Source organism: Streptomyces sp. x-19 (genome assembly GCF_046549115.1).
Classification (GTDB): domain Bacteria; phylum Actinomycetota; class Actinomycetes; order Streptomycetales; family Streptomycetaceae; genus Streptomyces; species Streptomyces albulus_C.
The window spans coordinates 78,483-104,647 of sequence record NZ_JAJPWK010000007.1 but is presented as its reverse complement, the minus strand read 5'-3'; the positions used below and the strand labels follow the sequence as shown (position 1 = coordinate 104,647).

Here is a 26,165-nt window from a genome sequence, read left to right as displayed (position 1 = left end):
CTCGGCGACGGGGACTGGCTGGGCCGGGCAGCGGAACATCCGACCGGGGAGGGCTCGGGGCAAGCCCGCCGGATGCACGAAGTGGTGAAGGAGGGCGTCAGCTGTGATGCGGAGACGTCACGCTACGGACCACCGGTGAAGCAACTCGGCATCGAGGAATGGCAAAGCTCGTCGCCTGGGCCTGGGACCAGTACCTGCGCCACTCCGCCGACCCGCGCAACCCCTACGCCGTTCCCGCCGAGGGCGACCTCGCGGGGCCCCGGGGATCGCCCGGACCGCCGAGGGCGACCCCGCCTGCTCGGCCGGCGAGGAGTACGCACCGCGCCTGGCCCAGTCCGGAGTCACCACCACACTCAAGCATTACCCCGGTGTCTTCGGCGGCTTCTTCGAGATGCACGATGCGCTGGCCCGTGCGCGGGAGGCCATGGCGGACACGGGGGCAGCGATCAGGCCCGTCTTCTGAGGCCGGATCCGGATCCGGATCCGGAACGGATGGGGCGCAGGAGGCCCCGGCGAACCCCAGGGCCGAGGTCGGTCACTCCCGTTCGGGACGTAGCAGGACCTCGCTGCCGATCGGCGCGACGCCGCAGGCGAGGAAGGCGCGCAGGGAACGGGCGTTGCCCGGGGAGACGGCGGCGAAGACAGGTTCGCCCGCCGGGACCAGGGACAGGGCGTCGGCGAGGAGCGAGCGCCCGTGTCGCCTGCTGCCGCCCTGGGCGCGGTGGAGTTCGATGCTCAGCTCCCGCCGCCCGGCGAGGCCGTCCGCCAGGGTGACGAGGCCGCGTTCGTCGCCGTGCACCCGGACGTCCGTCCGTAGCCACCGGGCGTGGCGGACGCGGGCGTGGTCGTCCGCGTCGGTCAGCTCGGCCAGGCGCGGGGGGCCGCCGGTCCCGCGGGCCGTGAGCGTGGCGTCGATGACGCCGATCCAGCCCGTGGGCCCGGCGAGGTGGCGTAGGAAGTCGGGGGCGAGCGACGCGCCGAAACCGTCCGGGCCCTGGGCGTGCACGGCCCGGTGGGACATGGCGGTGGCGACGACGGCGTGGCCGGTGAAGGCGACCGAGCATTCGAGGCCCCGGGGCAGCGGCGGCAGTACCGTCACCCGGCCGTCGACCGGCGGGAAGCGGCCGGCGGCGGCGTCCGTGAAGAACGTGAGGAGCGGGTGTGATGCACGCACGATGGGCCACCTTTGGTGAGGAACCGTCCGCGGGGAGGTGTTCCGTCGAACGCACCGATGCGCACCCACCCCGCGTCGAGTGCCATCCGATGCGCCCCGAACACACCTTACGCAAGGCATGAGTTGACCAAATGTGGGTTACCCCGGAGTCAGAAATCGGCATGGATGCCTGTTGTTCACCGTCACGGTCTACCCGCATAGAGCGCCGGGCTGCTCCCATGGCGTTCCAACGCCCGGGCCGTCTGCCCGGCATTCCCCCCACACGGAGCACCCATGCGAGCGACGCTACGACTCTCTTCCGCGGCAACGGCCATCGCGCTCACCGCAGCCGGCCTCGTGCTCACGACGGGCAGCGCCCATGCGGCCACCACCTGCTCCCGGTCGCACCTGCCGCTGCCCGACGCCACCTGCCAACCCGGCGCCTACAACCCCGACGTCACCCAGTCCACGATCCACTCGACGGTCTGCGTGCCCGGCTGGACCAAGACGGTCCGCCCGCCCGTCTCCTACACCACCCCGCTCAAGATCAAGCAGATAGCCGAGTACGGCTACTCCGACACCGACACCGCCGACTACGAGGAAGACCATCTCGTCCCCCTCGAACTCGGCGGCGCACCCCGCGACCCGAAGAACCTGTGGCCCGAGCCCCGCTACGGAAACGAGCCCGCCGCCAGCAAGGACTCGGTGGAGAACAAGCTGAAGACGGCCGTGTGCAACGGCACCGTCCAACTCGACGCCGCCCGCAGCGCCATCGCCACCGACTGGACCACCGCCCTGTCCAAGGTCGGAATCGGCTGAGCCGGGAAAGGCGGCAGCCTTCTGGCCGGGGCCGACGGTGGCGCAAGCCGTCCGTCGGCCCCAGGCACCGCACGGTCCGCCGCGGGCCTGGTCCTGCCTGGCCCGGCCTGTCTGCCCTCCCGGCTCGGCGCCGGCAACTGTTGAGGGGCCGCCCGCGCCCGGATCGTTCTCGACGGCACCACCGGCGGCTCCCTGCACCGGGCCGCGCCGATGCCCCGCAGGCGCGGCCCGCGTGTGTCATCTCCGGCAGACCGGTGGCGACGGGGGAGAGCAGCGGCACGGTGAACTCGGCGAAGCTCACCGGGAGCCAGGCCGATGCGGCTCTGATCAGCCCTTCCGCGCTGGGCGCCCAGTGGAACCCCGCCAGCGGCGGCGGCACCGGCCGCCAGGACACCCTGCTGCACGGCAAGGCCAACAAGGCCAACAAGGCCAACTGCCAAACGTTCCTCGACCGGCTGAAGTCGGGCAACCTCATGGGAGCCGCGCCCACGGCCAAGGCCGGCGAGGCATTCACCGAACCGTCCAGGCACGCCAGGATGACGTACCAGGTCGGCTCGTATTCCCCGGCAGGCGCAGGCGCAGGCGCAGGCGCAGACGCAGACAAGGGCATGGCGTGGCTGAAGACCCTGCCGAACGTCTGGCGACGGGTTCACCGCCGTGGGCGGATCAGGGAACAAGGTGGTCGCACAGGTCGTCCAGACGTCGCTTCCCAAGGCCGGCGACGACCGGTTCGGCGTGCGACTGTCCATGGTCACCACCGTGCAGGGCCTCACAACCACCCTGGCGCTCGAAGCGGCCGCCGCACGGATCGGGCCCAACGTCATCTCCGTGACCAACGGCGGACTCGGCGGTGCCGGGCACGCGGACACCCAGCAGGCCATCCAGAGCGGCGCGCAACGCCTCCAGAAGGTGCTTTCGGGGCAGACACCGCCGGGCTGACGCCCCGCCCGCGCCCGACGGACCAGCCCACCGTGCCGTGCCGCGCGCCGACTCCTCACCCGTTCGACGTCCGGCAGCGCGCTCCCGCACGCCCCGCCACCCGACCATGGGCGAGGACCACGCGGTGCCCAGTCCCGTAGCACCGCCCGCGGTCCGCCGGCTCCGGCCGCCCCGTACCCCGTCCGTTCGGAGGCCACCATGGGACATGCCGTCGGCGACGTACTCGGCCTGGCCGCGGGCGTCGCGGTCAGCCCGCTGCCCATCGTGGCGATCATCCTCATCCTGGCCACGCCCCGGGGACGTCTCAACGGGGCGCTGTTCGGCCTCGGTTGGCTCGTGGGGCTGGCGGCACTGGGAGCGATCATGCTGGCCGTGGGCGGATCCGGCGGCGCCGCCGGCCACAAGCAGCCCGCGACGTGGGTGGGAGCCCTCAAGCTCGCCCTCGGCCTGCTGCTGGCCCTCCTCGGCGCACGGCAATGGCGCCACCGTCCCACCGACCCCTCCCAGGCGCAGCTGCCGAAGTGGATGGCCGCGATCGACCACTTCACCCCGCCCAAGATCCTCGGACTCGGGGTGGCGCTGTCGGCGGCCAACGCCAAGAACGCCCCCCTCACCCTCGCCGCGGGCGCGTCGATCAGCGCGGCCGGAATCCCCGTGGCCCAGCAGGCCGGGGCACTGGCGGTCTTCGTGCTCGTCGCGTCGGTGGGCGTCCTGGCACCGCTGGTCGTCTACCTGCTGATGGGGGAACGGGCCCAGCGCGTGCTCGGCAGTTGGCGGGACTGGGCCGCACGGCACAACGCCGCCGTGATGGCGGTGCTCTTCTTCGTCCTCGGCCTCAAACTGCTCGGTGACGGCATCGGCATCCTCGCGTCCTGAGCGCGGCGGAGAGCGGCCTCGGCGCGCGCCGAAGTCGTGCTCGGCCGCTCAGCCGCCGGTGGCGAAACCGGGGAACAGGGTCATGCCGCCGTCCACGTAGAGGGTGGTGCCGACCACGTAGTCCATGAGGTCCGAGGCGAGGCCGACGACCGCGTGGGCGATGTCCTCCGGGTCGCCGACGCGTCCGTACGGGATCAGCTGCAACAGGTCCTGCTCGGCGTCCGGGGTGTCCCAGGCACCGCGGTTGATGGGCGTCCTGATGGCTCCCGGCGCAACGGCGTTGACCCTGATCCTGCGGGGCGCCAGCTCCTGGGCGAGGGTCGTCATCATCATCTGCACGCCGCCCTTGGACGCGGCGTAGTTGACGTGACCGGCCCACGGGATCAGCTGGTGGACCGAACTCATGCAGATGATCTTTCCGGCCGCCCGCGACACCTCGGGGACGACCCCCCGCCGCAGGAACTCCTTGGTCGCCTCGCGCGCGCACAGGAACTGGCCGGTGAGGTTGACGTCCAGGACCTTCTGCCACTGGGCCGTCGTCATCTTGGTGAACGGGGCGTCGCGCTGGAGCCCGGCGTTGGCCACGAGGATGTCGACGGTCCCGAACTCCTCGACCATCCGTTGGGTCATCGCGACGACCTGGTCCTCCTGGGACACGTCGGCCTCGTACGCCGCCGCGCGCACGCCGAAACCGGAGATCTCCTCGACCACCTGCTCCGCCGCCTCCCGTCCGGCGACGTAGTTCACGACCACGTCGGCTCCGGCGCGGCCCAGGCCGATGGCCGTCGCCTTGCCGATGCCCGAGTTCCCGCCGGTGACGAGTGCCTTCTGGCCCTTCAGCAGTTGCGTGGGGACGACGCCCTGAGGGGCACCCTGGGGGACGCTCACGCCGGTTCTCCTCCTCGACTGGCCGGCCGCACGACCCGTGCGAGCCCGGTCGACTCCTGTCGCCACCGAACCATCGGAACCTCCACGCCACACGCCGGGCGCGAGCAGATTGCGCTGACCGGTCGACCCCGACCGGGCCGCCGCCCGCTTCCCGGGGTGCAGGTGAGGAGTGTCCGGGATAGGCTTTCTGACAGCAGTGTCAGGTTCTCTGAGCGGTATATCCGCCGGTCGCCTTGTACGCGAAAACCGATTCCTTCTGCGGCGACCCGACGAGTGCGGTGCACCCCCGCAGCCCGCGGAGGATGGGCAACGGCCACATCACCTCTCGCCAGCCGTCTCGCGCCTCGCGCGCCATCACGGTGCCGGCATCCGGGCCCGCAGCACGCAGCCCCTGTGGAGGTCGGGATGCGAGTTGTCGTTGATCTTTCCCGATGCGAAGGGTATGCGCAGTGCGCCTTCCTGGCTCCGGACGCGTTCCGGATGCACGGCGAGGAAGCGCTGATGTACGACCCGAACCCCGACGACGCCCGGCGTGACCAGGTTCTGCGCGCCGCGGCGGCCTGCCCGGTCCAAGCGATCCTGGTCGACATGTTGGAGGGCCGGGACGCTCCGGCGGAGGCGCAGTCATCATGACCAGCGCCGACAACCTGCAAGCGTTCAAGCGCGCGGGTCGCATCGTGGTTGTCGGAGCGTCACTCGCGGGACTGCGGGCCGCGGAGGCCCTGCGCGACGAGGGCTTCACCGGATCGTTGACCATGATCGGCGACGAGTCGGGCGAGCCCTACGACCGGCCTCCGCTGTCCAAGCAGGTGCTGACCGGGTGGGTGCCGGCCGACAACACCAAGCTGCCGCGACGCCGTGACGTCGATGCCGAGTGGCTGCTGGGCGTGCCCGCCAGCGGGCTGGACCTGGCGAACAACCACGTGCGGTTGGCCGACGGCCGCGAGGTTCCCTTCGACCGGGTGCTGATCTCCACCGGGGTGCGGGCCCGGCCCTGGTTCGTCGAGAGCGAGGCGGCCCTGGACGGCGTGTTCGTCGTGCGGACGCGCGAACACGCCGAGGCCCTCCAGCGTGCCCTCGCCGCCGGGCCCTCCCGGGTACTGGTCATCGGCGCGGGATTCACCGGCTCCGAGATCGCCTCCGTCTGCCGCGAACGGGACATCCCGGTGACCGTCGCCGAACTCGCGCCGGCACCACTGGTCGGGGCACTCGGTGCCATGATCGGTGACGTCGCGGCCGACGTGCAGCGTGCGCACGGTGTCGACCTGCGGTGCGGCGTCAAGGTCACCCAGCTGGAGGGCGACGCCCAGGGGCGGTTGCGCCGGGCGCACTTCGACGACGGCACCACGGTCGATGCCGACGTGGCGGTGGTGGCACTCGGAGGGATCCGCAACACTGACTGGCTGCGGGACTCGGGACTGGCGGCGGGTGTCTGGGGCATCGCCTGCGACACGGGCTGCCGCGCCCTCGACCTCAACGGCCTGGTGACCGACGACGTCTTCGTCGCCGGCGACGTGGCCCGCTGCCCGAACCCGATCTACGAGTACCGGCTCATCTCGTTGGAGCACTGGGCCAACGCCGTGGAGCAGGCCGAGGTCGCCGCGCACAACATGGTCAGCGGCCAGGCGGATCGCTGGCCCCACCTGACCCTCCCGTTGTTCTGGTCGATCCAGTTCGGCATCAACATCAAGTCGGTGGGCGTGCCGACCTTCGCCGACGAGGTGGTCGTCACCCAGGGCTCGGTGCCCGACCACCGCTTCGTCGCCGCGTACGGCTATCGGGGCCGCGTCACCGCGGCGGTGAGCTTCAACAACGCGAAGTGGCTGGACCACTACCGGCGGCTCATCGAGACGGCGGCGCCCTTCCCGCCGCCGTGTCCCACCCCCGACCAGCCCGCCGACACCAAGCCGGTGCCCGTCGACTTCCCCGGTCCCGCGCTGCTCGCCCAGGGCGCCACCGTGGTCGTCACCGGACACGACCCGAGCGAGCGACGCGTCACGGCCGCGTACCAGCACCGGTAGGAGGGACACCGAGATGACCACGACCCAGACGCCCGACACGCTGCGCCGGATCCTCGACTACTCCTCCCGGGCCGACCCGTACCCGCTCTACGCCGAGCTGCGCGAGACGCCGGTGGCCCGGCAGGAGGACGGCAGCTTCGTCATCAGCACCTATCGCGAGATCAGCGACATCCTGCACAACCCGCACCTGAGTTCCGACACCCGCAACCTGTCGTGTCCGACGGCGGGGATGCAGGCGGAGGGCACGCCGGCGTTCATCAACCTCGACCCGCCCGAACACGACCGCCTGCGGCGTCTGGCGATGCGCCACTTCGGCCCCCCGCACACCCCGGGGCTGGTGACCGGCATGGAAGGCGCCCTGACCACTGCGGTCGGCAACCTGATAGACGACTTCGCCGGCAAGCAGCGGATCGATGTCGTCGACGACTTCGCCTACCCGTTCCCCGTCGCCGTGATCTGCCACCTGCTCGGCGTGCCCCGCGAGGACGAACCGCGCTTCCACCGATGGGTGGACGACCTCATCAACTCGATCGACTACAACCCCAAGACCGACCCGAAGGAGAAACTGGACAAGGGCGTCCAGGCCCGCAAGGACCTCCGCCAGTACCTCGGCGGACTGCTGGCGCAACGCCACGGGCATCCGGGCGACGACCTGTTGTCGCGACTGGCCAACGACGACGGGCCCGACGGGCGGATGACCGACGAGGAAATCGTCGCCACCGCCAACCTGCTGCTGATCGCCGGCCACGAGACCACCGTCAACCTCATCACCAACGGCATGCTGACACTGCTACGCCATCCGCACGTCCTCCAACGACTGTGCGAGGAACCGGACTTGGTCGTGCCCCTGGTCGAGGAACTGCTCCGCTACGAGCCTCCCGTGCACATCATTCCCTGGCGGGCGGCGTACAGCGACATCACCGTCGCCGGCACCACCATCCCCAAGGGCGCCCAGATCATGCTGATGTTGGCTTCGGGCAGCCGCGATCCGAACCGCTTCCACGATCCCGACCGCTTCGACCCCGATCGGCGCGACAACCAACACCTCGGTTTCGGCAGCGGCATCCACCTGTGCTTCGGCGGCCCGCTGGCCCGCCGGGAAGCCCAGATCGCACTGGGCCAACTGGTCCGGCACCTCGACCGGCCCCGGCTCGTCGCCGACCCGCCCCCGTACCGGCGCAGCCCCGTACTCCGCGGACCGATCCACCTCTACGTCGAGCAGGGCGCAGCGTAGCGCCGGGACTTCCGGCGCCGTTGGCTCGGTGTGCGCGACCGTTGCAGGCTTTTCGTCGGCGCAGCGGATGCCGCAACGCCGCCGCTCCGGCCACCGTCGTCGCCGGAGGCCGCCCCACAGGCCGAGAGCCCGTCGCCCGCCACCACCAGGCCAACGACGACGCCCGCCACACGTCTGAGCGAAATCACCTTGCCGCACCCATGCGCCTCGCTCGGAACTTCACGTTCGGCGAACGTAGTTGACCCCCGGGCGGGGGTGCCACGGTCCACCGGGCCGAGCGACAGAGGCCACGGTGGTCGGTGGTCGGTGGTAGGCGGTCAGCGGTCGGCCTCGTCGGACGATGTTCCACCGGCACTTGCAGCTTGGCGCGTCCGCGTCGTCGGCGCGGCACTAGAGTGAGACGGTGACCTCTCCGCAGGAAGACCCGTCGGTGGCGCTCAGCGAAGAAGACCGCGAGGCGGCCGTGCAGCGCCTGCAGACGGCCTACGCCGAAGAGCGCATCCCGCACGAGGAGATGGACGAACGCCTCGGTCAGGTGCTCACGGCCAGGACGCGGGGCGAACTCGCATCGGCCATGGCCTCCCTCCCGGAGGGAAGGACGGAGCCCACCTCGACGATCGCCGCCGCCGGCGGACGGATCCGGCGGCGCGGCGCATGGCGGGTACCCCGTCATCTCAAGGTGGCGTCCGCATTCGGACGGGTGCATCTGGACCTGTCCCGGGCCGTCGTCGAGCATCCGGTCGTCGACATCGAGCTGACGCTGGGCACCGGCCGTGCCAAGATCACGCTGCCGCGCGACGCGACCGTCGACGTCGAGGGCCTCAGCACGGGGTGGAAGGACCTGCGCTACCAGCCCCGGCGGCGGTCCCGCCCCGGCGGGCCGAAGATCCGCATCTCCGGGTCCATGGGATTCGGCCGGTTGAAGATCCGCCACGCGCGGCGTTGAGGCGTACTCCTTCCCCCGTGTCCGGACCACCGCGCGGCACGTCGCCCCGCGCGGCCACCCCGCCGAACACCCAACGCCCCAGTCCGTGGACCGCACGGGGCGAACGGAGCGTCCTCAGCGGAGGAGTTGTTGCCAGTCCGCCGGCACGTGCCCTTCCGGGCCCGGGACGGGCTGGGTGGTGGGGTGACTGGTGGGCGGGGGAGGAGTCGCAGCAGCCGATGCGGCCGCAGGCGGCACCGCGCCGCAGGTGGAACCACCAGCCCGGACCGTCACCCGCCAGGCACTCGACGCAACCGTCCCCGCCGGGGGGACCGAGGGATCGATGCCGGGGATGCCGCTGCTCGCGGACATCACTCACCTCCTTCGCACGGCGAACCTCCCTCGTTGCTCCAACCCACCGGCACCGCACCCTGCCTCCCCACCGCGCCTGACCCCTTGCGCGCCGAGACGTCCAGCGGGCGCGATCCCCGGCCGGGAGCGGCCGCCCGGACCCGCAAGCAAACGGGCGCCGTGCGGTGGCGCGGTGGGACACTGGAGGGGTTCCGGCAGTACGTTCAGTACGGTGCCGGCCAGGGGCAGTGCTGGTCGGTCCCACGGAGCGGCGGTGGCGCCGATGAGTACGAGCAGCGGCATCCGACCACCGGACGCGTGCTGACGGTGCGCCACCGTCCGGTCTGGAGACCAGTCTGCCCGGCGTCTTCGCGGTCGGCGACGTCCGCGCCGGGTCCGTCAAACGGGTTGCCTCCGCCGTCGGCGAAGGCTCCGTCGTCGTCGCAGTCGTCGCAGTCGTCCATCGCGCCCTCGCGACCGACAGGCCGTGAGGACCGGCACGGCCCGGTAGTCCGCACCCCTCAGAGGCTGCGGGCGATGATGTCGCCGGTGGCGGTCGTCGCGTGCACGGTGAGGTGGTCGGCGGCGCCGTCGGCGCTCTTGAGTGAGTTGCGGATCCGGCCGTTGGAGGTGCCGCCGTCCAGGGACGCGGAGACCCCGGCGGCGGCGCAGACCTCCACCTCACCGGCGTCGGTGCGCAGCACCACCGTGCCGCGCACCGCCTCGGCGATGCGGATGTCGCCCTTGCTGGTGCGGATCTGCGCGGGGCCGCCGAGGCGGGCGATCGAGACGTCGCCGGCGCTGGTGGTGAGGTGGGCGCTCGCGACCTCGTCGAGGGTGATCGCGCCGTGCGCGCTGTCGACGTTGACGTCGCCGAAGCGTCCCACGGTCCGGATCGCGACGCTGGCCGCAGTCGTCTCGATCCGGGAGCCAGTGGGCAGTTGGACGGTGGCCTCGACGGATCCGGAGGGGCCGAAGTACTGGTTGTTCGCCGAGGCGGCGATCCGCAGGACGCCGTCGCGGTAGGTCACCGTGGTCTGTTCCGCCACCTTGACGTCACGGCTCTTCGAGTCGTCCGCAGGCAGGATCTCGACCGTGGTGTCGGACCGGTCGACGGCGATGAACTTCACGCGCCCGGCGGGAAGGTCGAGGACGGCGGTGATCGGCTCGGGGGTGTTGAAGGTCGGCATGGCGATGCTCTCCTGAGGGTACGTCGGGGCGTCCCGCTGGTGTGAGGACGCCTGTCGTGGTGGTCGAAGCAGGCGAGGGCCTGACGACTGAGTCCACTCTCGACGGACGCTCTGACACCGGACAGTCACCGCGCTGACGTGACCGCTGACACGCTCCCCCCGAACCAGAACGGCACCGCCGGGCACGGCAGTTCACGGCCACCGTGGGTCCAGCAGCACCACGGAGCAATGGAGTTCGGGGGCGCGCCCTACGTGGCGACGGTGTCCAACTGGACCAGCGGAGCACGACGAACTGCGTTGGGAGGTCCCGTGCCTGTTCCCCAGCTTGGCGGATCCGCCGCGGCAGTAGTGCTCGCGTCAGGCGAGCTGGGCCACGGGTCCGGGACCCCGGCAACCATGAATCCCACGGATCGCTTGCACATCGATGCCCCGGCTACCTGACTCCCACGGACCGGTCGCGCGTCGATGTCCCGTCTAGCGGAAACGGTGCGCGTGCTCTTCCGCCCACGACCGGAACGTGCGTGCCGGCGCTCCGGTGATCTCCTCCACCGTGGAGGTGATCAGGTGCGATTCAGGTCGGGTGTCGGCACTGGCCAACAGTGCCTCGACGAGAGCGGGTGGCCTGCCGTCGGCGAGCATCCGCTGACGTGCGACCGCTACCGGGACCTCCTCGAAGCGCGTCGGGTGGCCGATCGCGTCCCCGATCATGCGTACCTGCTCGGCTCTGCCGAGTACCTGAGGCCCCGTCAGGACGTGTTTCCTGCCCTCATGTCCGTCATCGGTGAGGGCATGCACCGCCACGGCTGCGACGTCGCGTTCGTGGACCACCGCCGTGGCGGCCATGTCGGGGCCGCGGACGGCATGCGCGGTGCGTATCTGCTCGGCCCACCCCAGTGCGTTGGAGGCGAGGGTGTTCGACCGCAGGAAAGTCCACTCCAGGCCCGAGGCTTCGATCAGGCGCTCCATGTCGGCGTGGAGCTGGTTGATCGGGTCGGTCTGGCGTCCGGCGTCATCGTTCACTCCCGACGACGAGAGGTAGACGATGCGGTGAGCATGCCGTGCCATCGCCTCCAGTACGGCAGGGGCGTCCTCGGTCGTGAGGAACGGCCAGATCAGGAACACCGTGTCGCTCCCCGCCAGTGCCCCCTCCAGCGTGTCCGGCCGGGTCAGGTCCCCGCCCACCACCTCTGCTCCCTCAGGCAGCCCCGCCGACTCGGGCTCACGTGCCAGTGCCCGCACCGCGGCGCCTGTGGTCACGAGTCGGACGACAACCTGCCGGCCGACATTGCCAGTTGCACCGATCACAAGAATTCCACTCATGACGACATCAGCCCCGGCCCTGCCCGAGGTATTCCGAGGCTGCCCCGACGGTGCCGATACGGTGCCGAGGCGACCCCGAGACGCTCCATGGCACGGCCGGGCTGCTGCCGCAGTCGCTCCGGGAGCCTGCTACCCCAGCGAGCTCGTCGAGGGCAGCCATCGCTCCACGGATATTGACGATTACTGAGAACGGCGCATCGGCTGTGGCCCCCGCCGAGCGAAGTTTCCTCGTCGCGGCGGATCCCTGCCCTTGAGAGGAAATTCCGGTGTATTCGGAGTTAGGTCAAGTAGATATTTAATCGTGTCGAAATTCCGAGGGACCTGCATCATTTCGTTGCGTAAGTGTAAATGACGGCCACTCGAATTGAGTGAGGCGCGAAAGGTGCCGTGTAGGAGTATCGGCTTCCTTTCGCGCCTCGTCGTGCGTGCACGGGATTCTCGTCACGCACAAAGCAATACGACGAGCCCCCTGCAGTCTCCGTCGCCGCCGCCGTGGTGATGGCCCTCCGGGAGGAGGAACGCCCAGGGGTCCTGACCGCCGGATCGGAATCTGCCCTGGTCCTCATCGTGGCGGATTTCGGCCGAGAGCGCCTTGGTGCTGTTGGTGGTCTGCGGGATCGCATTCGCGGCTGCTGCTGTCGCGGGCGCACCCATCGCAAGGGCGAAACCCGCGGCGGCGCTGATCGCGAATATTCGCCGAGACTTCTGCGGGTAATTTACGCGTTTCGTGTTCATGGGACAATTATGCGCACATGCGGAGGCGCATCACCCTCGGAGGTGGGCCGATCGAGTGAGGTGCAGGAATGCATAGTAGTTGCCTATCGCGCGATTTTGATGCCCGGTCAGCGATTGCTCATCGTGCGACCGTCTCGCTGCAATTCCATCAGTATTCGACGATTTGGTGGGTGTCTCACCTGGCGAGTTTCGCGAGCTTCTTGTAGCAGGTCAGTGCGGAGGCCAGGCCGAGGGAGGCGAGGAAGTGCGAGCCCTTTCGTTCGTATCGGACGGTGAGGCGGCGGTAGCCGAAGGGCCAGGCGATCGACCGTTCGATCTTCCAGCGGTGCCGACCGAGGCGTTTGCCGGACTCGATGCCGGGCCGCGCGATGCGCGCAACGAGCCCGAGCTCGCGCAGTCAGGCCAGGTGTTCGGCGGAGAAGTACGCCTTGTCCGCGCGGAGTTTGACGGGTCGGCGCCGCCGTGGTCCCGGGCGGGACCGGACGGCGGGTAGCCGCGGATGAGCGGCTTGAGGGCGAGGCTGCCGTGTATGTTCGCGCCGGATGCGGCGACGGCGAGCGGGATGCCCTGGGCATCGGACAGCAGGTGCCGCTCGCTGCCCTTCTGGCCACGATCGACCGGGTTCGGCCCGGTCGGCGATCCCCCCGTTTGGCGCGAACCGTGGCCGCGTCGTCGATCGCCGAGGTCCAGTGCACCTCGCCCGGGCCCCGAGTTCGTCCAGCACCGCCCGGTGCAGTCGACGCCACAGGCCGGCCTCGATCCATGCCGTGAAGGGGCGGTGCGCGGTGGCGGGCGACGTGCCGAACGTCGGCGGCAGATGCCGCCAGGCACAGCCGCTGGTCAGCGCGTACACCACTGCCGTGAACACGGTCCGCTCGTCACACGGAGCGGTCCCACCACCTTGCGGGCGAGCGGCGAACGACGGCAGCAACGGGGCGGAAAACTCCCAGAGTTCATCAGGAATCAGACGCTCGATAGATCAGCACCCCACGGCCGGCATCATGCCGCACGAACGTCACGTCACGTGAGACAACTTCTACGCCCTGATTGGTGCGGCCGTCCTGGCGGCCTGCTCGATCTTCGCGCAGTAGGCTGCACGGGCTTCCTCGTCGATCTGCTTCTCGTGTTCGGGGCGGACCCCGGTCCGGCCGTCGAGGCCCTCGCGCAGGATATCGGCGTGCCCGGCATGCCGGTTGGACTCGCCGAGGACATGGACCATGACGGCGAACAGGTTCGTGTTGGGAAAAGGCTCCGGCCACCACGGCACGTGGCCGGGGGCGTCGAGGGGAAGCTCGTTGATCGTCGTGTCCGAGTGTTCCCACGTGCGCCGGTAGAACCCGATGATCTGATTGCGGGTCTCGTCCTCGGTTGCCCACAGATCGCTGCCGTTGTAGTCCTGCCACCGGGGCAGCGGTTCCGGGGAAGGGCGGTCGAAGACCTCGCCGAAGTACCTGGCCTCGACGGTGGCCACGTGTTTGACCAGGCCGAGGAGGTTGGTCCCGGTCGCTGTCAAAGGTCGGCGGGCGTCGTATTCGGATAAGCCGTTGAGTTTCCAGAGCAGCGCCTTGCGGTCCCGCCGCAGTCTCCCGTGCAGGTTGTCTTTCGCGAATTCATCGATCATGCGGCGTGAGCCTGCCACGGGCTGTTCGTGGTCTCAAGATCCCGTACGTGGTCCGCAACGACCGGCAGAGCCGAGGCCTGGCCATGGCCGCCGCCCTGAACTGCTACAAGAAGCTCGCGACACTCGCCACGTGAGACAACCTCTTGGTGCCGCGCGGCCAGTTTTCCGTAGTCACGGATTCCGTGTCGCCCACGTTCCGGCGCTGTTGAAGGTCGCCATGGTTGTGGTTGGTTCGTTGAGCGGCCTATCGGTGTACCTTGCGCGTGGGGCGGCCCGCCCTGGGGGTGCCCGGCGCACGGAGATCTGCCTTGAGGCGCTGACGATGTCCACCCTCTCCCCAGAGGCCGCGGCCGCCGATGCCCGGCACCGGTGGCTCGGCTCGGACGGATGCAGCTGAGTTCCTCCGCCGGGCTGCTGCCTCGCGTGCTGCCGCCGAACTGGCGGAGGGGGTGCGTCAAGGAGCCCATCCCGACGACGTCGCGCTCTGTCTTGAGCTCGACCGGTTCCCCTTTGCCATGGTGGCGACCTCGGAGGACTCGCTCATGGTCCTCCGTACGTGCGCCGTGCCCGACCCGACCGACGCGGCTGCGAGCTGACCTCATCTCACCTCCGTGCAGTGCAGTCGCAGTCGCAGTTGCAGTCCCGTCGCGCGAGAACCGGCATGTGTCTGGCATGCGGCATTCGCCATGCGGCGTCCGCTGCCCGTCCCGGTGATGGCGGTGCGCAGGGACGGCGAGGGCTTGGAACGGGGCCGACATCATGGAACGGTTCCCGATGGGGAGGCGGTGGGGTTGTGGTGTCGCTGCCCGGGAAGTGGGGCGAGACGGCTGAGCGCACGGTCGAGGACGAGTCGCTGACCATGCTGTTGGAGGAGATGGCCGACAGGCTGGAGTACCCGAAGCTGTTCCCGGGCTACGGGCCGGGGCTGATCGGTGGCATGTTGGTGTGGGGGCCGCCGCTTGCTCCCGAGGAGAGGGCCTTGTGGGAACCGTGGAACGGTTGAGGCGCACCGAAGGAGAGGGGGCCGGACGGGCCTCCGTCCGGCCCCCTCTCCTTGGGGACGCCTGAGCGTGGTGGGCGGTGCGGCTGCTCTCCGGCGCTCCGAGCCGGCGGGTTGGCGTCCGCAGGCTCGACCGCACCGGGCCAGTCACGGGCTGGTCACTGGTCAGCCGCTGGTCACCCGTTGCCACAACCGGTCGCCGTCGCCCTCGCCCTCGAGCACCTGCCGGCCGATCCTCTGCTGCCAGGCCCGTTCGCCGCCGTCCTCGTCGCGCCAGGACCACATGCGGGTGGTGGCCAGGCGGAGCGGGCTGAGTTCGGTGAAGCCGATGGCGCCGTGCAGTTGGTGGGCGATGCGGGTGATCTCGGCCACCGAGGCGGCGGCCTGTGCGGCGGCGAGCCAGGCGGTGAACTCCGCGGAGTCCGGTTCGGCCAGCGCGGCGGCGGCCGCCTCGACGGCCGCGGTGACCAGGGCCGCCTCCTCGACGAGCTTGGCCTCCTCCTGCTTGACGGCCTGGAAGTGGCTCAACGGTCGGCCGAACTGCACGCGCGAGGCGGTGTGGGCGACCGTCAGTTCCACGCAGCGGCGGGCCGCACCGGCGATCAGGGCGGCCCGGGCCAGGCCGGAACGCCATGCGGCCTCGCGGACCAGCGCGGCCGGAACGCGGCGGACCCGCGCGGCGGGGACGGTCACGTCGAGCAGCACCAGGTCGTCCCGGGGCTCGCCCGCCAGGTTGGCGCCGGCCACCTGCCGCCACTCGGCGGCTTCGAGGAGGACGAGCACGGGCCCGCCCCACGGGCCCTCGGTCAGCACGACCGCGGCTTCGGCGGCCCGGCCCCACGGCACCCGGTGCAGCGTGCCGCTGATCCGCAGGGCGTCATCGGTGCCTGCCGCTCCCGACGGCCCGACCCTGCTGTCGGTGTCCACGTGGGCGAACCGCACGTCGAGCGGGCCGGTCGCCACGGTGAGGTGGCCGTCCGGGACGGCGAGCCCGGCCGCGGCCAGCAGCGGGCGCGCGACGAGCAGCGTTTCGGCGAGCGGTGCGGGGGTGTGGCGGTGGCCGGCTTCCCGGGCCAGGGCCACCAGGGTGGTCGGCGGCGTATCGAGCGGCGGCAGGGCGTCGGTGGCGCGTTCGGCGGGGGATGCGGCAGGGTGTTCGGTGGCGGATTCGGTGCTCATCGGGACAGCTCCAGACCTCGGGTGATGATGCCGCGCAGGATTTCGTTGGTGCCGCCGCGCAGCGTGTATCCCGGTGCGTGCAGGATCGCGGTGGCCAGCAGTTCGGGGTAGCTGCCGCGGGTGGCGTCGAAGCGGGCGGCGGCCGGAAGGATCTCGCGGACCTCGTTGACGAGTTCGCCCTCGAAGCGGGTCCCGAGGTCCTTGACCAGGGCCGCCTCCACGTCGGCGGGTCGGCCGGCCGCCAGGGCCGCGGCCACTCCCAACGACAACTGCCGGATGGCCGACAGGCGCGCGGTGAGCCGGCCCACGCGGGCCTGTTGTTCGGGACTGCCTCCGCCGGTCCGCTGGACCTGTTCCACCAGGGCGGTCAGGAGCGGAAGCGTGGACAGGAAACGTTCGGGCCCGCTGCGTTCCAGGGCCAGTTCGCCGGTGACCTGCTGCCAGCCGTCGCCGGGGCGTCCGAGCAGTGCGTCGTCGGTGAGTTCGACGCCCTCCAGGTGGCAGTAGTTGAAGGTGTGTTCGCCGCTGAGCAGACGGATCGGCTCGACGCGGACGTGCGGATCGCGCAGGTTGACGATGAACTGGCTCAGCCCGGCGTGGCGGTCCTCGGACTCGTCGGTCCGGGCGAGCACGATCGCGTGGTCGTTGACGTGCGCGCCGCCCGTCCACATCTTGGTGCCGGTCAGCCGCCAGCCGTCGTCGGTCCGTTCCGCCCGGGTCCGTACCGAGGCCAGGTCCGAGCCGCTGTCCCGCTCGCTCATCCCGATCGAGAAGAAGCACGCGCCGGCGGCGATCCGGGGCAGGAAGTGGCTCCGCTGCGCCTCGGTGCCGTGGCGCAGGATGGTGGGTCCGGCCTGCCGGTCGGCGACCCAGTGGGCCGACACGGGGGCGCCGGCGGCCAGCAACTCCTCGATGACGACGTAGCGTTCGAGGTTGCTGCGTCCGCCACCGCCGTACTTCCGCGGCAGGGTCATGCCGACCCAGCCGCGCCGGGCCAGGCGGCGGGTGAACGCGGGGTCCCAGCCGGTCAGCCAGGAATCGGGCCGACCGAGGACGGTGCCGGCGGCCCGTTCCCCGGCGAGGAAGTCGCGCACCTCCCGTCGTAACTGGACTGTTTCGCTGGGAAGTTGCACGGCTTCGGGATCGAGGGCGGAGAGGGTCATCGGGGTGCTCCTCGGACAAGGTGATGGGTATGCACAGCGGTGGGTACGGGGTGGGTGCGGGGTGGGTACCGGCTCGGCGACTGTGGTCAGGCGCCCGTGAAGTGCGGGTGGCGGCGCTCCCGGCGTGCCTGGACACCCTCGCGGAAGTCGTCGGTGGTGGTCGTCACGGGCTGGGCGAGCGCCTCCCAGGCCAGTGCCCGTTCGACGGTGGGCTGCCCCTGGGCCAGACCGCTCTTGGTCAGCCGGACCGCCAGTGGGGCCGCGGCGGCGATCTCGTCGGCCACGTCGAGTGCGGCCGGAAGCACCCGGTCGGCCGGCAGCGCCTCGTGGACCATGCCGAGTGCGGCGGCCCGCGCTCCGCTGATCAGTCGTCCGGTCAGCAGCAGTTCCCGTGCCCTCGCCGGGCCGACGGCCTCGGCGAGCAGGGCGGTGGTGGCCATGCCCGGGTGCAGGCCGAGCCGGACGAACGGCGCGCCGAGCTTCGCCTCCGCCGCGGCGTACCGCAGGTCGCAGGCGAGGGCCAGCGCCAGTCCGGCGCCCACCGCGTGGCCGTTGACGGCCGCGACGGTGGGGACGGGCAGGTCACGGACGGCCAGCCAGGTCCGGTAGAAGTCGGACAGTTGGGCCCGGGTGCCGGAGAGGCCCTGGCCGTGTTGGTCGGCGAGTTCCCCCAGGTCGGCGCCTGAGCAGAACGCTGGGCCGGTCCCGGTGATCACGACGGCGCGAAGGTCGGGCGCCTGGCGTAGGGACCGCATGGCGCGCCGCCACTGTGCGGTCAGCCGCCCGGTCATCGGATTGCGCCGGTCGGGGTTGTCGAAGGTGAGCACCGTGACGCCGTTCGGCCGGTGCTCGACGCGCAGCGGTTCCCGCTCGTGCGGCGCTGCCTGTTCGTCCAGGGGTGGTTGCTCGGTCACGGGGTCCTCGATTCGGCCTGTGGGTAGGGGAGTTGGCGGTCGATGGTTGGCAGTGCCGCGGGCTCGCCGCCGGGGCGATGCGGACTGTGAGTCCGGGGAGCGGTCACGGCCGACGGCTCAGGCGGACGGTCGGTGGCCGATCTCGGCGAGGACCTCCTCGGTGTGTTCACCGATCTGCGGGCAGTGCCGGTGCAGGCCGGCGGGAGTGGTCCAGAAGCGCACGGGCTGGCCGATGAGGCGGTAGCCGCCCTCGGTGGGGTGTTCGGCCTCCTGGAGCAGCCCGCCTTCGGTGGCGTAGGTGCTGGTGGCGGCCTCCGCCAGGCTCAGCACCGGGGCGGCGGGGATGCTCTTCGCATCGCAGAACCCCTGCCATTCCGCGGTGGTGTGCCGGGGCGTGAACTCGCTTACGAGTAAGTAGAGTTCGTCGGCGTTGCGGGCGCGCGCGGGGAACGACGCGAAACGTGGGTCGTCGGCCAGTTCCGGGCGGTCGACGAAGGCGAAGAAGTCACGCCAGTTGCGGTCGCTGTAGGGCAGGATGCACATCCAGCCGTCCGCCGTGCGGGAGGCCGTGCGGCGGGGGCTGAGTGCCCGCGGGTAGCCGATCGGCCCGGCGGGTGGGTTGTGGGTGGCCGCCGCCAGGTGCTCGACGAGGTTGAAGGCCAGCATGGTGTCGGCCATCGGGACCTCCACGTGCTGGCCCTGGCCGGTGCGGTCACGGTGATGGAGCGCGGCGAGCACCGACTGCACGATCACCAGGCCGCAGATCTTGTCCGCCAGCACCGTGGGTACGTAGTGCGGGACGCCGCTGACCTGCTCGTTCAGCCACACCAGGCCGGAGGCTGCCTGCACGACGTCGTCGTAGGCCGCATGCCCGCCGAGGGGCGAATCGCTGCGGAAGCCCTGGGCGTTGAGGTAGACCAGGCCGGAGTTGACGTCGGCCACGTCCTCGTATGACAAGTTGAGGCGCCGCAGGGCCTGTGGGCGGACGTTGGTGAGGAAGACGTCCGCGCTCGCGAGGAGGGCGAGCAGGGCGTCGCGGCCGCCCGGGGCCTTGAGGTCGAGGGCGACGCTGCGCTTGTTGCGGTTGAGGTTGAGGGATATCACCCCCATCCCGGGGCTGCGGGTCGGCGGGTAGTGGCGGGTCAGGTCGCCGGTCGGCGGTTCGACCTTGATCACGTCCGCCCCGAGGTCGCCGAGCTGTTGGGCCGCGTACGGGGCCATGATCACGCTGGCCAGCTCGACCACCCGTACGCCGTTCAGCGGGCCGACGCCACCGTCCGCTTCCCGTCCTGTCGCCATGGCACGTCTCCGATCTCCACCGGGCCCGGCTTCACGCGCCGGGCCGTTGACAGCCAGTCAAATCCCAGGCACCCCATATCGTCCAATACTTCCTTCCGGCACCTTCCATATGCTGTGCCCTATGGAATTGACCCAGCGCCTCCTCCAGCAGGTCGTCGTGTTGGCCGAGGAACAGCACTTCGGTCGTGCCGCCGAGCGACTCGCCATGCGGCAGCCACCGCTCAGTCAGGCGATCCAACGACTGGAGCGCGGCCTTGGCGTCGCCCTGTTCGACCGCCTTCCGCGGGGGGCCCGACTCACCCCGGCCGGCCGCGCGTTCGCCGAGGACGCCCGGCGGCTGCTCGAAGCACAGGCCGCCGCCGTGGACCGGGCGCGGCGGATCGCCAGCGGACACGAGGGCGAACTCCGGCTCGGGTTCATCAGCAGCCTCGGCTACGACTTCCTGCCGCGCCTGCTGCGCCGTACCCACGCGCAGTTGCCCGGACTGCGGCTGCACCTGGGACAACACCCCTCCGCGGAGCTGGTCGACATGCTCCAGGCCGGAACGCTCGACCTCGGGCTGGTCCGACTCCCCGTCGCCGGCACGGACCGACTGACGGTCCGTCAAATCGGCGTGGAGCGGCTGGTGGCGGTCCTTCCCGAACGCCACCCGCTCGCCACCGCGGCACGCCTGGACCTGCGGGAACTCGCCGAGGAACAGTTCGCGATGCCCAAGCCGGGCGCCCTGCCCGGGTTGGCCGAGCAGGTCGCGCTCGCCTGCGCACAGGCCGGCTTCACACCCCGACCGCGCGGCCAGGCGGACGACCTGCCGGGACTGCTCAGCTATGTCGCCGCCGGCCTGTGCCTGGCGCTCGCCCCCGAGCAGGTACGCACACTGGGCATCCCGGGTGTGGCCTACCGTCCCCTGCACGGCGATTCCCCCTACCTGGAGACCGCGGTCGCCGCCGTGCACCGCTCGGACGGCCCGGACGCCGCCGTACAACAGGTACTGAAGCTGATCGACGCCTGCGACCTGCCGCCCGAGGCCGACCCGCCGACCGCGCGACGCAACGGCAGCTGACGGGACCGTCCCCCCCGACAACAAGCCGATACAAACCGGGAGATGAACGCCACAACCCCCTGCTAAGGTGCGCCGATGCCATCGACCAAGCAGTTCCAAGTCACCTCCGACTGCGCGGAGCCTGAGCGCCTCGCTTGAGGATGCCCCTCCTCACGGCAGGGCGGCCCAAGAACGCCGGAGGCGACTCATCCCCCGTGCCGTGGGCGGAGGTTCGGCGCGCGGCCGGGGAGCGAGACGAGCGCGTGCGGTGGAGCCTCGCCGGAATTCCGGCGGGGCTCCGGCGCGTAACGGGCCTTAGCCGGGTGTTAGTGGAGCGGCAGTGTCGCGGTAGTGGTGCCGGCCAGAGTGGTTGTCGTACCGAGGAGAGAACGACTTCGACTTCCCTGGGGGACCCGAAATGACTGCCAGCACCGCTACCCGCTCCGCTCGTCGTCGCACCCTGCGCGTTGCCGCTGCTGCTCTGACGGCGGCTGCCGCGTTCTCCCTGACGGCCTGCTCCGGTTCGGACGCGGGGGGTTCCAAGGCGGGGGGTCAGTCGGGTACGGGTGTGGCCGCGGAGGCCAGTGGTGTGGGTTCGGCCGACTCCAGTGGCGCGGATTCCCAGGCCGGGGCGCAGGGCACCGAGGCTCAGCCGGACAACGCCAAGGCGGGTTCCGGCAACGGTACTTCGGCCCGGTCCGGCGGCACCTCGGCCCGTGCCGGCTCCGGCGCCGGTGCGGCGAAGAGCGGTGGGAAGGTCCCGTTCTGCCGCACGTCGGACCTGATCATGGATGCCTCGGACAGCTCGCCCGACCAGAAGGTGGGCGACATCACCGTCCAGATGACGAACAAGGGCGGCAGCACCTGCTCGGCGGCGGGCTTCGCGGGCGTGGACCTGAAGGACGCCGACGGTACCTCCGCCCCGGTGCACCGCGGCGGTGAGGTGCCCCGCATCACCGACCTGAAGCCGGGTGACACCGCCACCTTCAGCATCTCGTACAAGGTCGACTTCAGCGGCGACAGCCTGGCCAGCCCGACCGACATCATCGTGACGCCGCCGAACGAGACCCACAGCGTCGACCTCAAGTGGCCCGCGGACGCGCTCAAGCTGGGCGGCTCCTACGACGAGAGCATCCAGGTCCACCCGGTCGGCATCGCCAACTGACCACCGCGAAAGGGCCGGCCCAGGCACACCGATCGGCGACCCCTGGGCCTACGCGCTGATGACGCCTGTTCTCGCACGACTGCGACGGACGGGCGTCCAGCGCTGAGTAAGGCTCGGGGCCGGCCGCGTTCGTCGTGCGGGTCGGCGCTACGGCGGATGGTGGATGGCGGAGCAGTCGATCCGCTTCACGGTCGATCGGCTCACGCCCGTGCGTATATGACGGTACGTCAGCGATGTGCCACAGCATTCCCCGGAGTGCTGCGGCAGGAACTCCACCGTGATCACGGCCACCTGCGGCAGACGATTCCGGCAGTCGGGGCAAGACGAGTGCATCAACTGCGGCAGTGCGGGAAGGGTGGGGCGGTTATGGCAGTCGAACCGGTGACCGAGTCCGAGCGCGGGAGCGAGCCACGGCGGTCACGCGTCCAGGAGGCGCCCCCGTCAGCCTCGCCCGTGTCGTACGCCGCGGCCGTCGAGCAGTACCTCACCTGCGCGGGGCTCGCGCAGTCCTCCGCGCGGGTCTACCGGATCTCGCTGACGACATGGGGTTGGATGCTCGCGGGCGAACCGGCTCCGACCGGTCCCGCCCGCCGGAGCGCGAAGCCGCCGGCCCTTCCCGTCGCCGCGATAGACGCCCCGACGCTGCCCGACGTGCTCGCCGAACTGGCGGCAGCCCGGGCGGACGAGATGGACGCGCACACCGTCAACCGGGAACTGTCGATCGCGCGCAAGGCAATCGGCTGGTGGCGGCAGCAGGGCTGGGTCGAGCGCGATCCGACGATCGGCATCGAACGACGGCCGGCGCCGCCCGACCGCACCAAGGCCCTGGCCGAGAGCCAACTCGCCGCCCTGCGACAACTGAACGTCGCCCTGCGGGAGAAGACGTTCTGGAGAATGCTCTACGAATCGGCGGCGCGGGCCGACGAGGTGCTGTGCCTGAACGTCGAGGACCTGCACCCGGCGGACAGGCGCGGGCGGATCACCGCCAGGGACGGGGCAACGGAGTGGATTCACTGGCAGTCCGGCACCGCGCAGCTCCTGCCCCGGCTGATCGCGGGCCGTGCCCGCGGCCCGCTGTTCCTCACCGACCGCAAGGCCCCGGCCCGCACACCGTCGGCGGATGTGTGCCCCGAGACGGGCCGGGCCCGCCTCTCCTACCGCCGCGCCGAGGAGATCTTCGAGAGGGGCACCCGGCTGCTGGCCAACCCGCTCGCCTCGCCGGAGGACGTCGAGGACGTGGACGGCTGGACCCTGCACCGGCTCCGCCGCAGCGCCCTCACCCGCGACGCCGAGGAGCGTGACGCGCGCTCCGGTGCCGCCGACCCGGTCGCCAGACAGGTGGCCGAGCGGGACTCCGGCGCCAGCCGGCGGAGTTGAGCCGGGCACCCTGTCGCCACCCCTCGACGGAGGCGGCGCGCGAGGCGTTCATCGACGTGATCGCCGCCGGGTTCACGGGCCGGCAGGGTGCCGGTCAGCCGGTTGAGCGGATCCGGTAACTCACCGCGGCATAGGGAAAGTTGCCCTGTCCGAGGGTGCCCGTCCGGAGCGCAGTCCCCGTCCGCCGGGGCCGCTGAGCAGCACGGCGGGGCTGCCGGACGCGGAAACGTTCCGGTCCGGCAGCCCCGGTGGGAGGTGCGGATGCGCTCGGCAGGCGCACGCGCATGCCCTCTGTGGTGCGGCGCGCCAACTGCCGCTCCGATGGCGCTAGTCGGTGACTTCGATCTTGCCGTTGGGGGAGGCGGTTGCGGAGGCGGGGGGCGCGTCGGCGGTGGTGTCGGGTGCGGTGCTGCCGCCCTTGCCCCCGGTCACGCGCTTCAGCATGCTCGCCAGGTCGACTCCTGCGACCGAGTCGAGGAGTTCCACGCCCTGGGCGACGTTGTTCGCCACCGTGCGGGGGAGTTGGCCTGCTCCGTCGGTCGAGATCACCGTCAGCTTGTCGACGGCACCGAGCGGTTCGGACGCCTTGGCGACGACCTGGGGGAGCACCTCGACCAGCATCTGGAGGACGGCCGCGTCACCGTAGCGGGCGAAGGCGTCGGCCTTCTTGTGCATGGCCTCGGCCTCTGCGGTGCCCTTCGCGGCGAGTGCCGCAGCCTCCGACTCGCCCTCCAGCCGGACGGCCTCGGCGAGCGCCGCGCGGTGCAGCTTCTCGCCCTCACCGGTGAGCCGGGCGCGTTCCGCGGTGGCCTCGGCCTCCTTGACCTGGGCGATCCGGCGGGCCTCCGCCTCCTGCTCGGCCTGGTATCGGGCGGCGTCGGCGGGCTTGCGGACCTTGGTGTCCAACTCCCGGTCGGTGAGCGCCGCCTGGCGTTCGGCGACCTTCTCCTGTTCGGAGAGCACCTCCTGCTGGCGTGCGGCCTCCGCGAGCGGGCCGGCCGCGTTCGCCTTGGCGGCCGCGGCCTCGGTCTCGACCCGGATCTCGGCCTGCTTGAGGTAGAGCGTCCGCTCGGCGACCGCGATCTCCTCGGCGGCCTTCAGCCGCGCCTGCTCCGAAACCCGCTGCGCGTTCGCCTCCGCGATGTCCGCCTCCTGGCGGGCCCGTGCGGCCTCGGGCCGGCCGAGGTCCTCCAGGTAGGAGCCCTCGGTCGTGATGTCCTGGATCTGGAACGCGTCGAGGATCAGGCCCTGGCCGGACAGGCTGGCCTCCGCCTCCTCGGCGACCTGGCTGGCGAACGCGGCCCGGTCGCGGATGATGTCCTCGACCGACATCCGGCCGACGATCGCCCGCAGCGCGCCCGACAACACCTCCTGGGTGAAGCCGACGATGCCGTCCTGTTGCTGGAGGAACCGCTGTGCCGCGGCCCGGATGGCGTCCTCGCTGCCGCCGACCTTGACGATCGCGACGCCGTCGAGGTTGGCCTTCACGCCGCGCAGGGTGACCGCGCCGCGCACCGCGACCGGGAGGTGCCGGCTGGAGAGGTCCAGGGAGAAGCGCTGCTGGACGAACGGGACGACGAAGACGCCGCCTCCGACGACGACCTTCTGGCCGCTGTTGTCGACGCTGATCCGGCCGGTCTGCGGGTCGGTGGACTTCTTGCCGCGACGGCCGGTGATGATGAACGCCTCGTTCGGTCCGGCGACCTTGTAGCGCGTGATCACCGCCAGGGCGAGCAACACGACGAGGACGACGGCGCCTACGACGGCGACGATGACTGAACTCATGACAAATCCCCCCTGCCTTCCTGGGGGTAGGCAGATCAAGATGGTGGTTGGTGCGATTCCGGTCCGGCGGCGGGTGCGCCGGGGGAGGGGCGGGGCCGGGCCCGCATCGGCGGCCGGGTCGGGCCCCGCCCCCGTTCAGCGTTCGACAGGGCGGACCGCCACCGAGGTGGACGTCAGCGATGCCTCGACCCAGATCTCGGCGCCCCGGGCCACCGGCGCGACGCTGCGGGCGGCCAGCTTCACGGGGTGCCCGGCGAGGCGGAGCAGCACCTCGCCGTACCCGTCGGCCGGGATCGCGGTCACCACCGATCCGGCGGTGCCCACCAGGTCCTCCCGGCGCGGTGCCGAGTCGGTCTGGTCGCGCATCAGTGCCCGGCTGAGCCTCCAGGTGGCGGCCCCGGCCGCGGTGCCCGCCGCCAGTCCGATGCCGACGGCCGCCGCGGCGCCGAGCCCGGTGCCGCCCGACACGATCGCGCCGGCGAATCCGAACATCGACAGGAAGCCCGCGATGACCGGCAGTGACAGCAGGCCGTCGAGCCCGCCCAGCACGCCGCCGAAGAGGCCCTCCAGCAACCCGTCGAAGATCAACGAGAGTGCGAGAACGGCGATCCCGCCGATGCCGAGACCAAGAAACCAGGCCATGCTCAGCCCTCCCCCGCTCACTCGTTCCGCTCGAACGGGAACGATCGTGACACGTGGGGACGGCACCGCACATTGCCGCATTCCGGCAATCTTTATGCGCTCTTGATGTGCAGCACTACCTGCTGATCTACCCAGATGGTCTTTTCTCGTCGCGCTCCAGACATACCTCTTGACTCTGGTCAAAAGCGGAGGAAACTGGTTGTTAACCAGAAAGCCGGAGAGCCGCACCATCGACAAAGACGTTTGTTGATAAGAGACCCTTGACGTGGTTCTGGCTAGGCCCCCGGAAGCCCCGCGAACCGGAGCCTCGGCGACGACTGAGGTAGATGGTGGCGATGTGGACTCCCGGGGACTGTGTTGTCCGGAGCCGGTGAGTGGCCCCCTCCCGCCCAGCTGATGGGTTGGACGCAAGGGCAGGCCTGCCGGCTCGGATCACGTCTCATGAGCGGGCCGCCCGGTGCGGCCCGCTCACTGCTGTCCCCGCCGCCCGGCCCGGACCGTCGCTCCGCCGCTCCGTTCCCCGTTTCCCC

At 71.0% G+C, this 26,165-nt stretch carries 24 protein-coding genes and 3 pseudogenes; 13 read left to right on the top strand and 14 right to left on the bottom strand.

Annotated features, from left to right (window positions below):
• Positions 1–535: 535 nt before the first annotated feature.
• Positions 536–1,174 carry a hypothetical protein gene (locus ACLJT4_RS19320; RefSeq protein WP_411123499.1) on the bottom strand — a complete coding sequence of 213 codons (639 nt, stop codon included), beginning with the start codon at positions 1,172–1,174 and terminating at the stop codon, positions 536–538.
• Positions 1,175–1,447: 273 nt separating this feature from the next.
• Between ACLJT4_RS19320 and ACLJT4_RS19315 the strand changes: the two genes are divergently transcribed.
• From ACLJT4_RS19315 to ACLJT4_RS19305, 3 genes are all read left to right on the top strand, one after another.
• Positions 1,448–1,972 (top strand): hypothetical protein, encoded by a 525-nt coding sequence (locus tag ACLJT4_RS19315; protein WP_411123498.1) that lies wholly within the window; start codon positions 1,448–1,450, stop codon positions 1,970–1,972.
• A gap of 678 nt (positions 1,973–2,650) precedes the next feature.
• On the top strand, positions 2,651–2,911 hold the full coding sequence (locus tag ACLJT4_RS19310; protein ID WP_411123497.1) for a hypothetical protein: 261 nt from the start codon (positions 2,651–2,653) through the stop codon (positions 2,909–2,911).
• A 198-nt stretch (positions 2,912–3,109) separates the two neighbouring features.
• Entirely contained in the window at positions 3,110–3,787 is a 678-nt protein-coding gene (locus tag ACLJT4_RS19305; RefSeq protein ID WP_411123496.1) for a GAP family protein, read from the top strand.
• A gap of 48 nt (positions 3,788–3,835) precedes the next feature.
• Here ACLJT4_RS19305 and ACLJT4_RS19300 read toward each other — a convergent pair whose 3' ends face one another.
• The gene (locus tag ACLJT4_RS19300) at positions 3,836–4,675 is read right to left on the bottom strand and encodes an SDR family oxidoreductase (protein ID WP_411123495.1); all 840 of its coding nucleotides are present in this window, start codon (positions 4,673–4,675) and stop codon (positions 3,836–3,838) included.
• 405 nt (positions 4,676–5,080) lie between these two features.
• On the opposite strand from ACLJT4_RS19300, the gene ACLJT4_RS19295 reads away from it, so the two are divergent.
• The 4 genes from ACLJT4_RS19295 to ACLJT4_RS19280 all read left to right on the top strand — a co-directional run bounded on the left by ACLJT4_RS19295 (position 5,081) and on the right by ACLJT4_RS19280 (position 8,876).
• Complete coding sequence (locus ACLJT4_RS19295) at positions 5,081–5,308, top strand: ferredoxin (protein WP_411123494.1); 228 nt, start codon at positions 5,081–5,083, stop codon at positions 5,306–5,308.
• Positions 5,305–6,696 (top strand): NAD(P)/FAD-dependent oxidoreductase, encoded by a 1,392-nt coding sequence (locus ACLJT4_RS19290; RefSeq protein ID WP_411123493.1) that lies wholly within the window; start codon positions 5,305–5,307, stop codon positions 6,694–6,696. Before ACLJT4_RS19295 ends, ACLJT4_RS19290 begins: the two co-directional genes overlap by 4 nt.
• A gap of 13 nt (positions 6,697–6,709) precedes the next feature.
• Positions 6,710–7,930: a cytochrome P450 gene (locus ACLJT4_RS19285; protein ID WP_411123492.1), complete on the top strand. Its 1,221-nt coding sequence runs from the start codon at positions 6,710–6,712 to the stop codon at positions 7,928–7,930.
• 403 nt (positions 7,931–8,333) lie between these two features.
• Entirely contained in the window at positions 8,334–8,876 is a 543-nt protein-coding gene (locus tag ACLJT4_RS19280) for a DUF1707 domain-containing protein (protein ID WP_411123491.1), read from the top strand.
• Between the two features lie 114 nt (positions 8,877–8,990).
• Here the strand turns inward: ACLJT4_RS19280 and ACLJT4_RS19275 are convergent.
• The 6 genes and pseudogenes from ACLJT4_RS19275 to ACLJT4_RS19250 form a co-directional block, all read right to left on the bottom strand.
• Positions 8,991–9,227 (bottom strand): annotated as a pseudogene (locus ACLJT4_RS19275) (hypothetical protein).
• Positions 9,228–9,727: 500 nt separating this feature from the next.
• Positions 9,728–10,396, bottom strand: a complete 669-nt coding sequence (locus ACLJT4_RS19270) for a DUF4097 family beta strand repeat-containing protein (RefSeq protein ID WP_411123490.1) — start codon at positions 10,394–10,396, stop codon at positions 9,728–9,730.
• A gap of 474 nt (positions 10,397–10,870) precedes the next feature.
• A complete protein-coding gene (locus ACLJT4_RS19265; protein ID WP_411123489.1) occupies positions 10,871–11,716 on the bottom strand; it encodes an NAD(P)H-binding protein in 846 nt (281 codons plus the stop codon).
• Positions 11,717–12,157: 441 nt separating this feature from the next.
• The gene (locus ACLJT4_RS19260) at positions 12,158–12,451 is read right to left on the bottom strand and encodes a hypothetical protein (RefSeq protein ID WP_411123488.1); all 294 of its coding nucleotides are present in this window, start codon (positions 12,449–12,451) and stop codon (positions 12,158–12,160) included.
• Positions 12,452–12,626: 175 nt separating this feature from the next.
• Positions 12,627–13,427: pseudogene (locus ACLJT4_RS19255) on the bottom strand (IS5 family transposase).
• Positions 13,428–13,487: 60 nt separating this feature from the next.
• The gene (locus ACLJT4_RS19250; RefSeq protein ID WP_411123487.1) at positions 13,488–14,072 is read right to left on the bottom strand and encodes a DinB family protein; all 585 of its coding nucleotides are present in this window, start codon (positions 14,070–14,072) and stop codon (positions 13,488–13,490) included.
• A 5-nt stretch (positions 14,073–14,077) separates the two neighbouring features.
• Between ACLJT4_RS19250 and ACLJT4_RS19245 the strand changes: the two genes are divergently transcribed.
• The 3 genes and pseudogenes from ACLJT4_RS19245 to ACLJT4_RS19235 all read left to right on the top strand — a co-directional run bounded on the left by ACLJT4_RS19245 (position 14,078) and on the right by ACLJT4_RS19235 (position 15,075).
• On the top strand, positions 14,078–14,206 hold the full coding sequence (locus ACLJT4_RS19245) for a hypothetical protein (protein ID WP_411123486.1): 129 nt from the start codon (positions 14,078–14,080) through the stop codon (positions 14,204–14,206).
• Positions 14,207–14,455: 249 nt separating this feature from the next.
• Positions 14,456–14,668 (top strand): annotated as a pseudogene (locus tag ACLJT4_RS19240) (2-phosphosulfolactate phosphatase); the annotation flags it as partial.
• Positions 14,669–14,865: 197 nt separating this feature from the next.
• Positions 14,866–15,075, top strand: a complete 210-nt coding sequence (locus ACLJT4_RS19235; protein ID WP_411123485.1) for a hypothetical protein — start codon at positions 14,866–14,868, stop codon at positions 15,073–15,075.
• A 162-nt stretch (positions 15,076–15,237) separates the two neighbouring features.
• On the opposite strand, the gene ACLJT4_RS19230 is transcribed toward ACLJT4_RS19235, so the two are convergent.
• From ACLJT4_RS19230 to ACLJT4_RS19215, 4 genes are all read right to left on the bottom strand, one after another.
• A complete protein-coding gene (locus ACLJT4_RS19230) occupies positions 15,238–16,251 on the bottom strand; it encodes an acyl-CoA dehydrogenase family protein (protein ID WP_411123484.1) in 1,014 nt (337 codons plus the stop codon).
• Positions 16,248–17,414, bottom strand: coding sequence for an acyl-CoA dehydrogenase family protein (locus ACLJT4_RS19225; RefSeq protein WP_411123483.1), 1,167 nt, complete (start codon positions 17,412–17,414; stop codon positions 16,248–16,250). Before ACLJT4_RS19225 ends, ACLJT4_RS19230 begins: the two co-directional genes overlap by 4 nt.
• Positions 17,415–17,500: 86 nt before the next feature.
• Positions 17,501–18,328 (bottom strand): enoyl-CoA hydratase/isomerase family protein, encoded by an 828-nt coding sequence (locus ACLJT4_RS19220; RefSeq protein ID WP_016571524.1) that lies wholly within the window; start codon positions 18,326–18,328, stop codon positions 17,501–17,503.
• A gap of 117 nt (positions 18,329–18,445) precedes the next feature.
• The gene (locus tag ACLJT4_RS19215; RefSeq protein ID WP_411123482.1) at positions 18,446–19,627 is read right to left on the bottom strand and encodes a CaiB/BaiF CoA transferase family protein; all 1,182 of its coding nucleotides are present in this window, start codon (positions 19,625–19,627) and stop codon (positions 18,446–18,448) included.
• 121 nt (positions 19,628–19,748) lie between these two features.
• Here ACLJT4_RS19215 and ACLJT4_RS19210 point away from each other — a divergent pair, with 121 nt between their 5' ends.
• The 3 genes from ACLJT4_RS19210 to ACLJT4_RS19200 all read left to right on the top strand — a co-directional run bounded on the left by ACLJT4_RS19210 (position 19,749) and on the right by ACLJT4_RS19200 (position 23,208).
• A complete protein-coding gene (locus ACLJT4_RS19210) occupies positions 19,749–20,687 on the top strand; it encodes a LysR family transcriptional regulator (protein ID WP_411123481.1) in 939 nt (312 codons plus the stop codon).
• A gap of 397 nt (positions 20,688–21,084) precedes the next feature.
• Positions 21,085–21,831 (top strand): DUF4232 domain-containing protein, encoded by a 747-nt coding sequence (locus tag ACLJT4_RS19205; protein WP_411121390.1) that lies wholly within the window; start codon positions 21,085–21,087, stop codon positions 21,829–21,831.
• 366 nt (positions 21,832–22,197) lie between these two features.
• Positions 22,198–23,208, top strand: coding sequence for a site-specific recombinase (locus tag ACLJT4_RS19200; RefSeq protein WP_411123480.1), 1,011 nt, complete (start codon positions 22,198–22,200; stop codon positions 23,206–23,208).
• 327 nt (positions 23,209–23,535) lie between these two features.
• On the opposite strand, the gene ACLJT4_RS19195 is transcribed toward ACLJT4_RS19200, so the two are convergent.
• Together ACLJT4_RS19195 and ACLJT4_RS19190 are read right to left on the bottom strand one after the other, a co-directional pair.
• On the bottom strand, positions 23,536–24,993 hold the full coding sequence (locus tag ACLJT4_RS19195; RefSeq protein ID WP_411123479.1) for a flotillin family protein: 1,458 nt from the start codon (positions 24,991–24,993) through the stop codon (positions 23,536–23,538).
• Positions 24,994–25,128: 135 nt separating this feature from the next.
• Positions 25,129–25,635 carry a hypothetical protein gene (locus tag ACLJT4_RS19190; protein WP_233662083.1) on the bottom strand — a complete coding sequence of 169 codons (507 nt, stop codon included), beginning with the start codon at positions 25,633–25,635 and terminating at the stop codon, positions 25,129–25,131.
• Positions 25,636–26,165 lie beyond the last annotated feature (530 nt).

Coding starts and splice junctions, on each gene's coding strand:
- ACLJT4_RS19305 (WP_411123496.1), top strand. CDS start 3,110: ATGGGACATGCCGTCGGCGACGTACTCGGCCTGGCCGCGGGCGTCGCG.
- ACLJT4_RS19200 (WP_411123480.1), top strand. CDS start 22,198: ATGGCAGTCGAACCGGTGACCGAGTCCGAGCGCGGGAGCGAGCCACGG.
- ACLJT4_RS19290 (WP_411123493.1), top strand. CDS start 5,305: ATGACCAGCGCCGACAACCTGCAAGCGTTCAAGCGCGCGGGTCGCATC.
- ACLJT4_RS19250 (WP_411123487.1), bottom strand. CDS start 14,072: ATGATCGATGAATTCGCGAAAGACAACCTGCACGGGAGACTGCGGCGG.
- ACLJT4_RS19260 (WP_411123488.1), bottom strand. CDS start 12,451: ATGAACACGAAACGCGTAAATTACCCGCAGAAGTCTCGGCGAATATTC.
- ACLJT4_RS19230 (WP_411123484.1), bottom strand. CDS start 16,251: ATGAGCACCGAATCCGCCACCGAACACCCTGCCGCATCCCCCGCCGAA.
- ACLJT4_RS19195 (WP_411123479.1), bottom strand. CDS start 24,993: ATGAGTTCAGTCATCGTCGCCGTCGTAGGCGCCGTCGTCCTCGTCGTG.
- ACLJT4_RS19190 (WP_233662083.1), bottom strand. CDS start 25,635: ATGGCCTGGTTTCTTGGTCTCGGCATCGGCGGGATCGCCGTTCTCGCA.
- ACLJT4_RS19215 (WP_411123482.1), bottom strand. CDS start 19,627: ATGGCGACAGGACGGGAAGCGGACGGTGGCGTCGGCCCGCTGAACGGC.
- ACLJT4_RS19315 (WP_411123498.1), top strand. CDS start 1,448: ATGCGAGCGACGCTACGACTCTCTTCCGCGGCAACGGCCATCGCGCTC.
- ACLJT4_RS19295 (WP_411123494.1), top strand. CDS start 5,081: ATGCGAGTTGTCGTTGATCTTTCCCGATGCGAAGGGTATGCGCAGTGC.
- ACLJT4_RS19225 (WP_411123483.1), bottom strand. CDS start 17,414: ATGACCCTCTCCGCCCTCGATCCCGAAGCCGTGCAACTTCCCAGCGAA.
- ACLJT4_RS19270 (WP_411123490.1), bottom strand. CDS start 10,396: ATGCCGACCTTCAACACCCCCGAGCCGATCACCGCCGTCCTCGACCTT.
- ACLJT4_RS19265 (WP_411123489.1), bottom strand. CDS start 11,716: ATGAGTGGAATTCTTGTGATCGGTGCAACTGGCAATGTCGGCCGGCAG.
- ACLJT4_RS19285 (WP_411123492.1), top strand. CDS start 6,710: ATGACCACGACCCAGACGCCCGACACGCTGCGCCGGATCCTCGACTAC.
- ACLJT4_RS19210 (WP_411123481.1), top strand. CDS start 19,749: ATGGAATTGACCCAGCGCCTCCTCCAGCAGGTCGTCGTGTTGGCCGAG.
- ACLJT4_RS19205 (WP_411121390.1), top strand. CDS start 21,085: ATGACTGCCAGCACCGCTACCCGCTCCGCTCGTCGTCGCACCCTGCGC.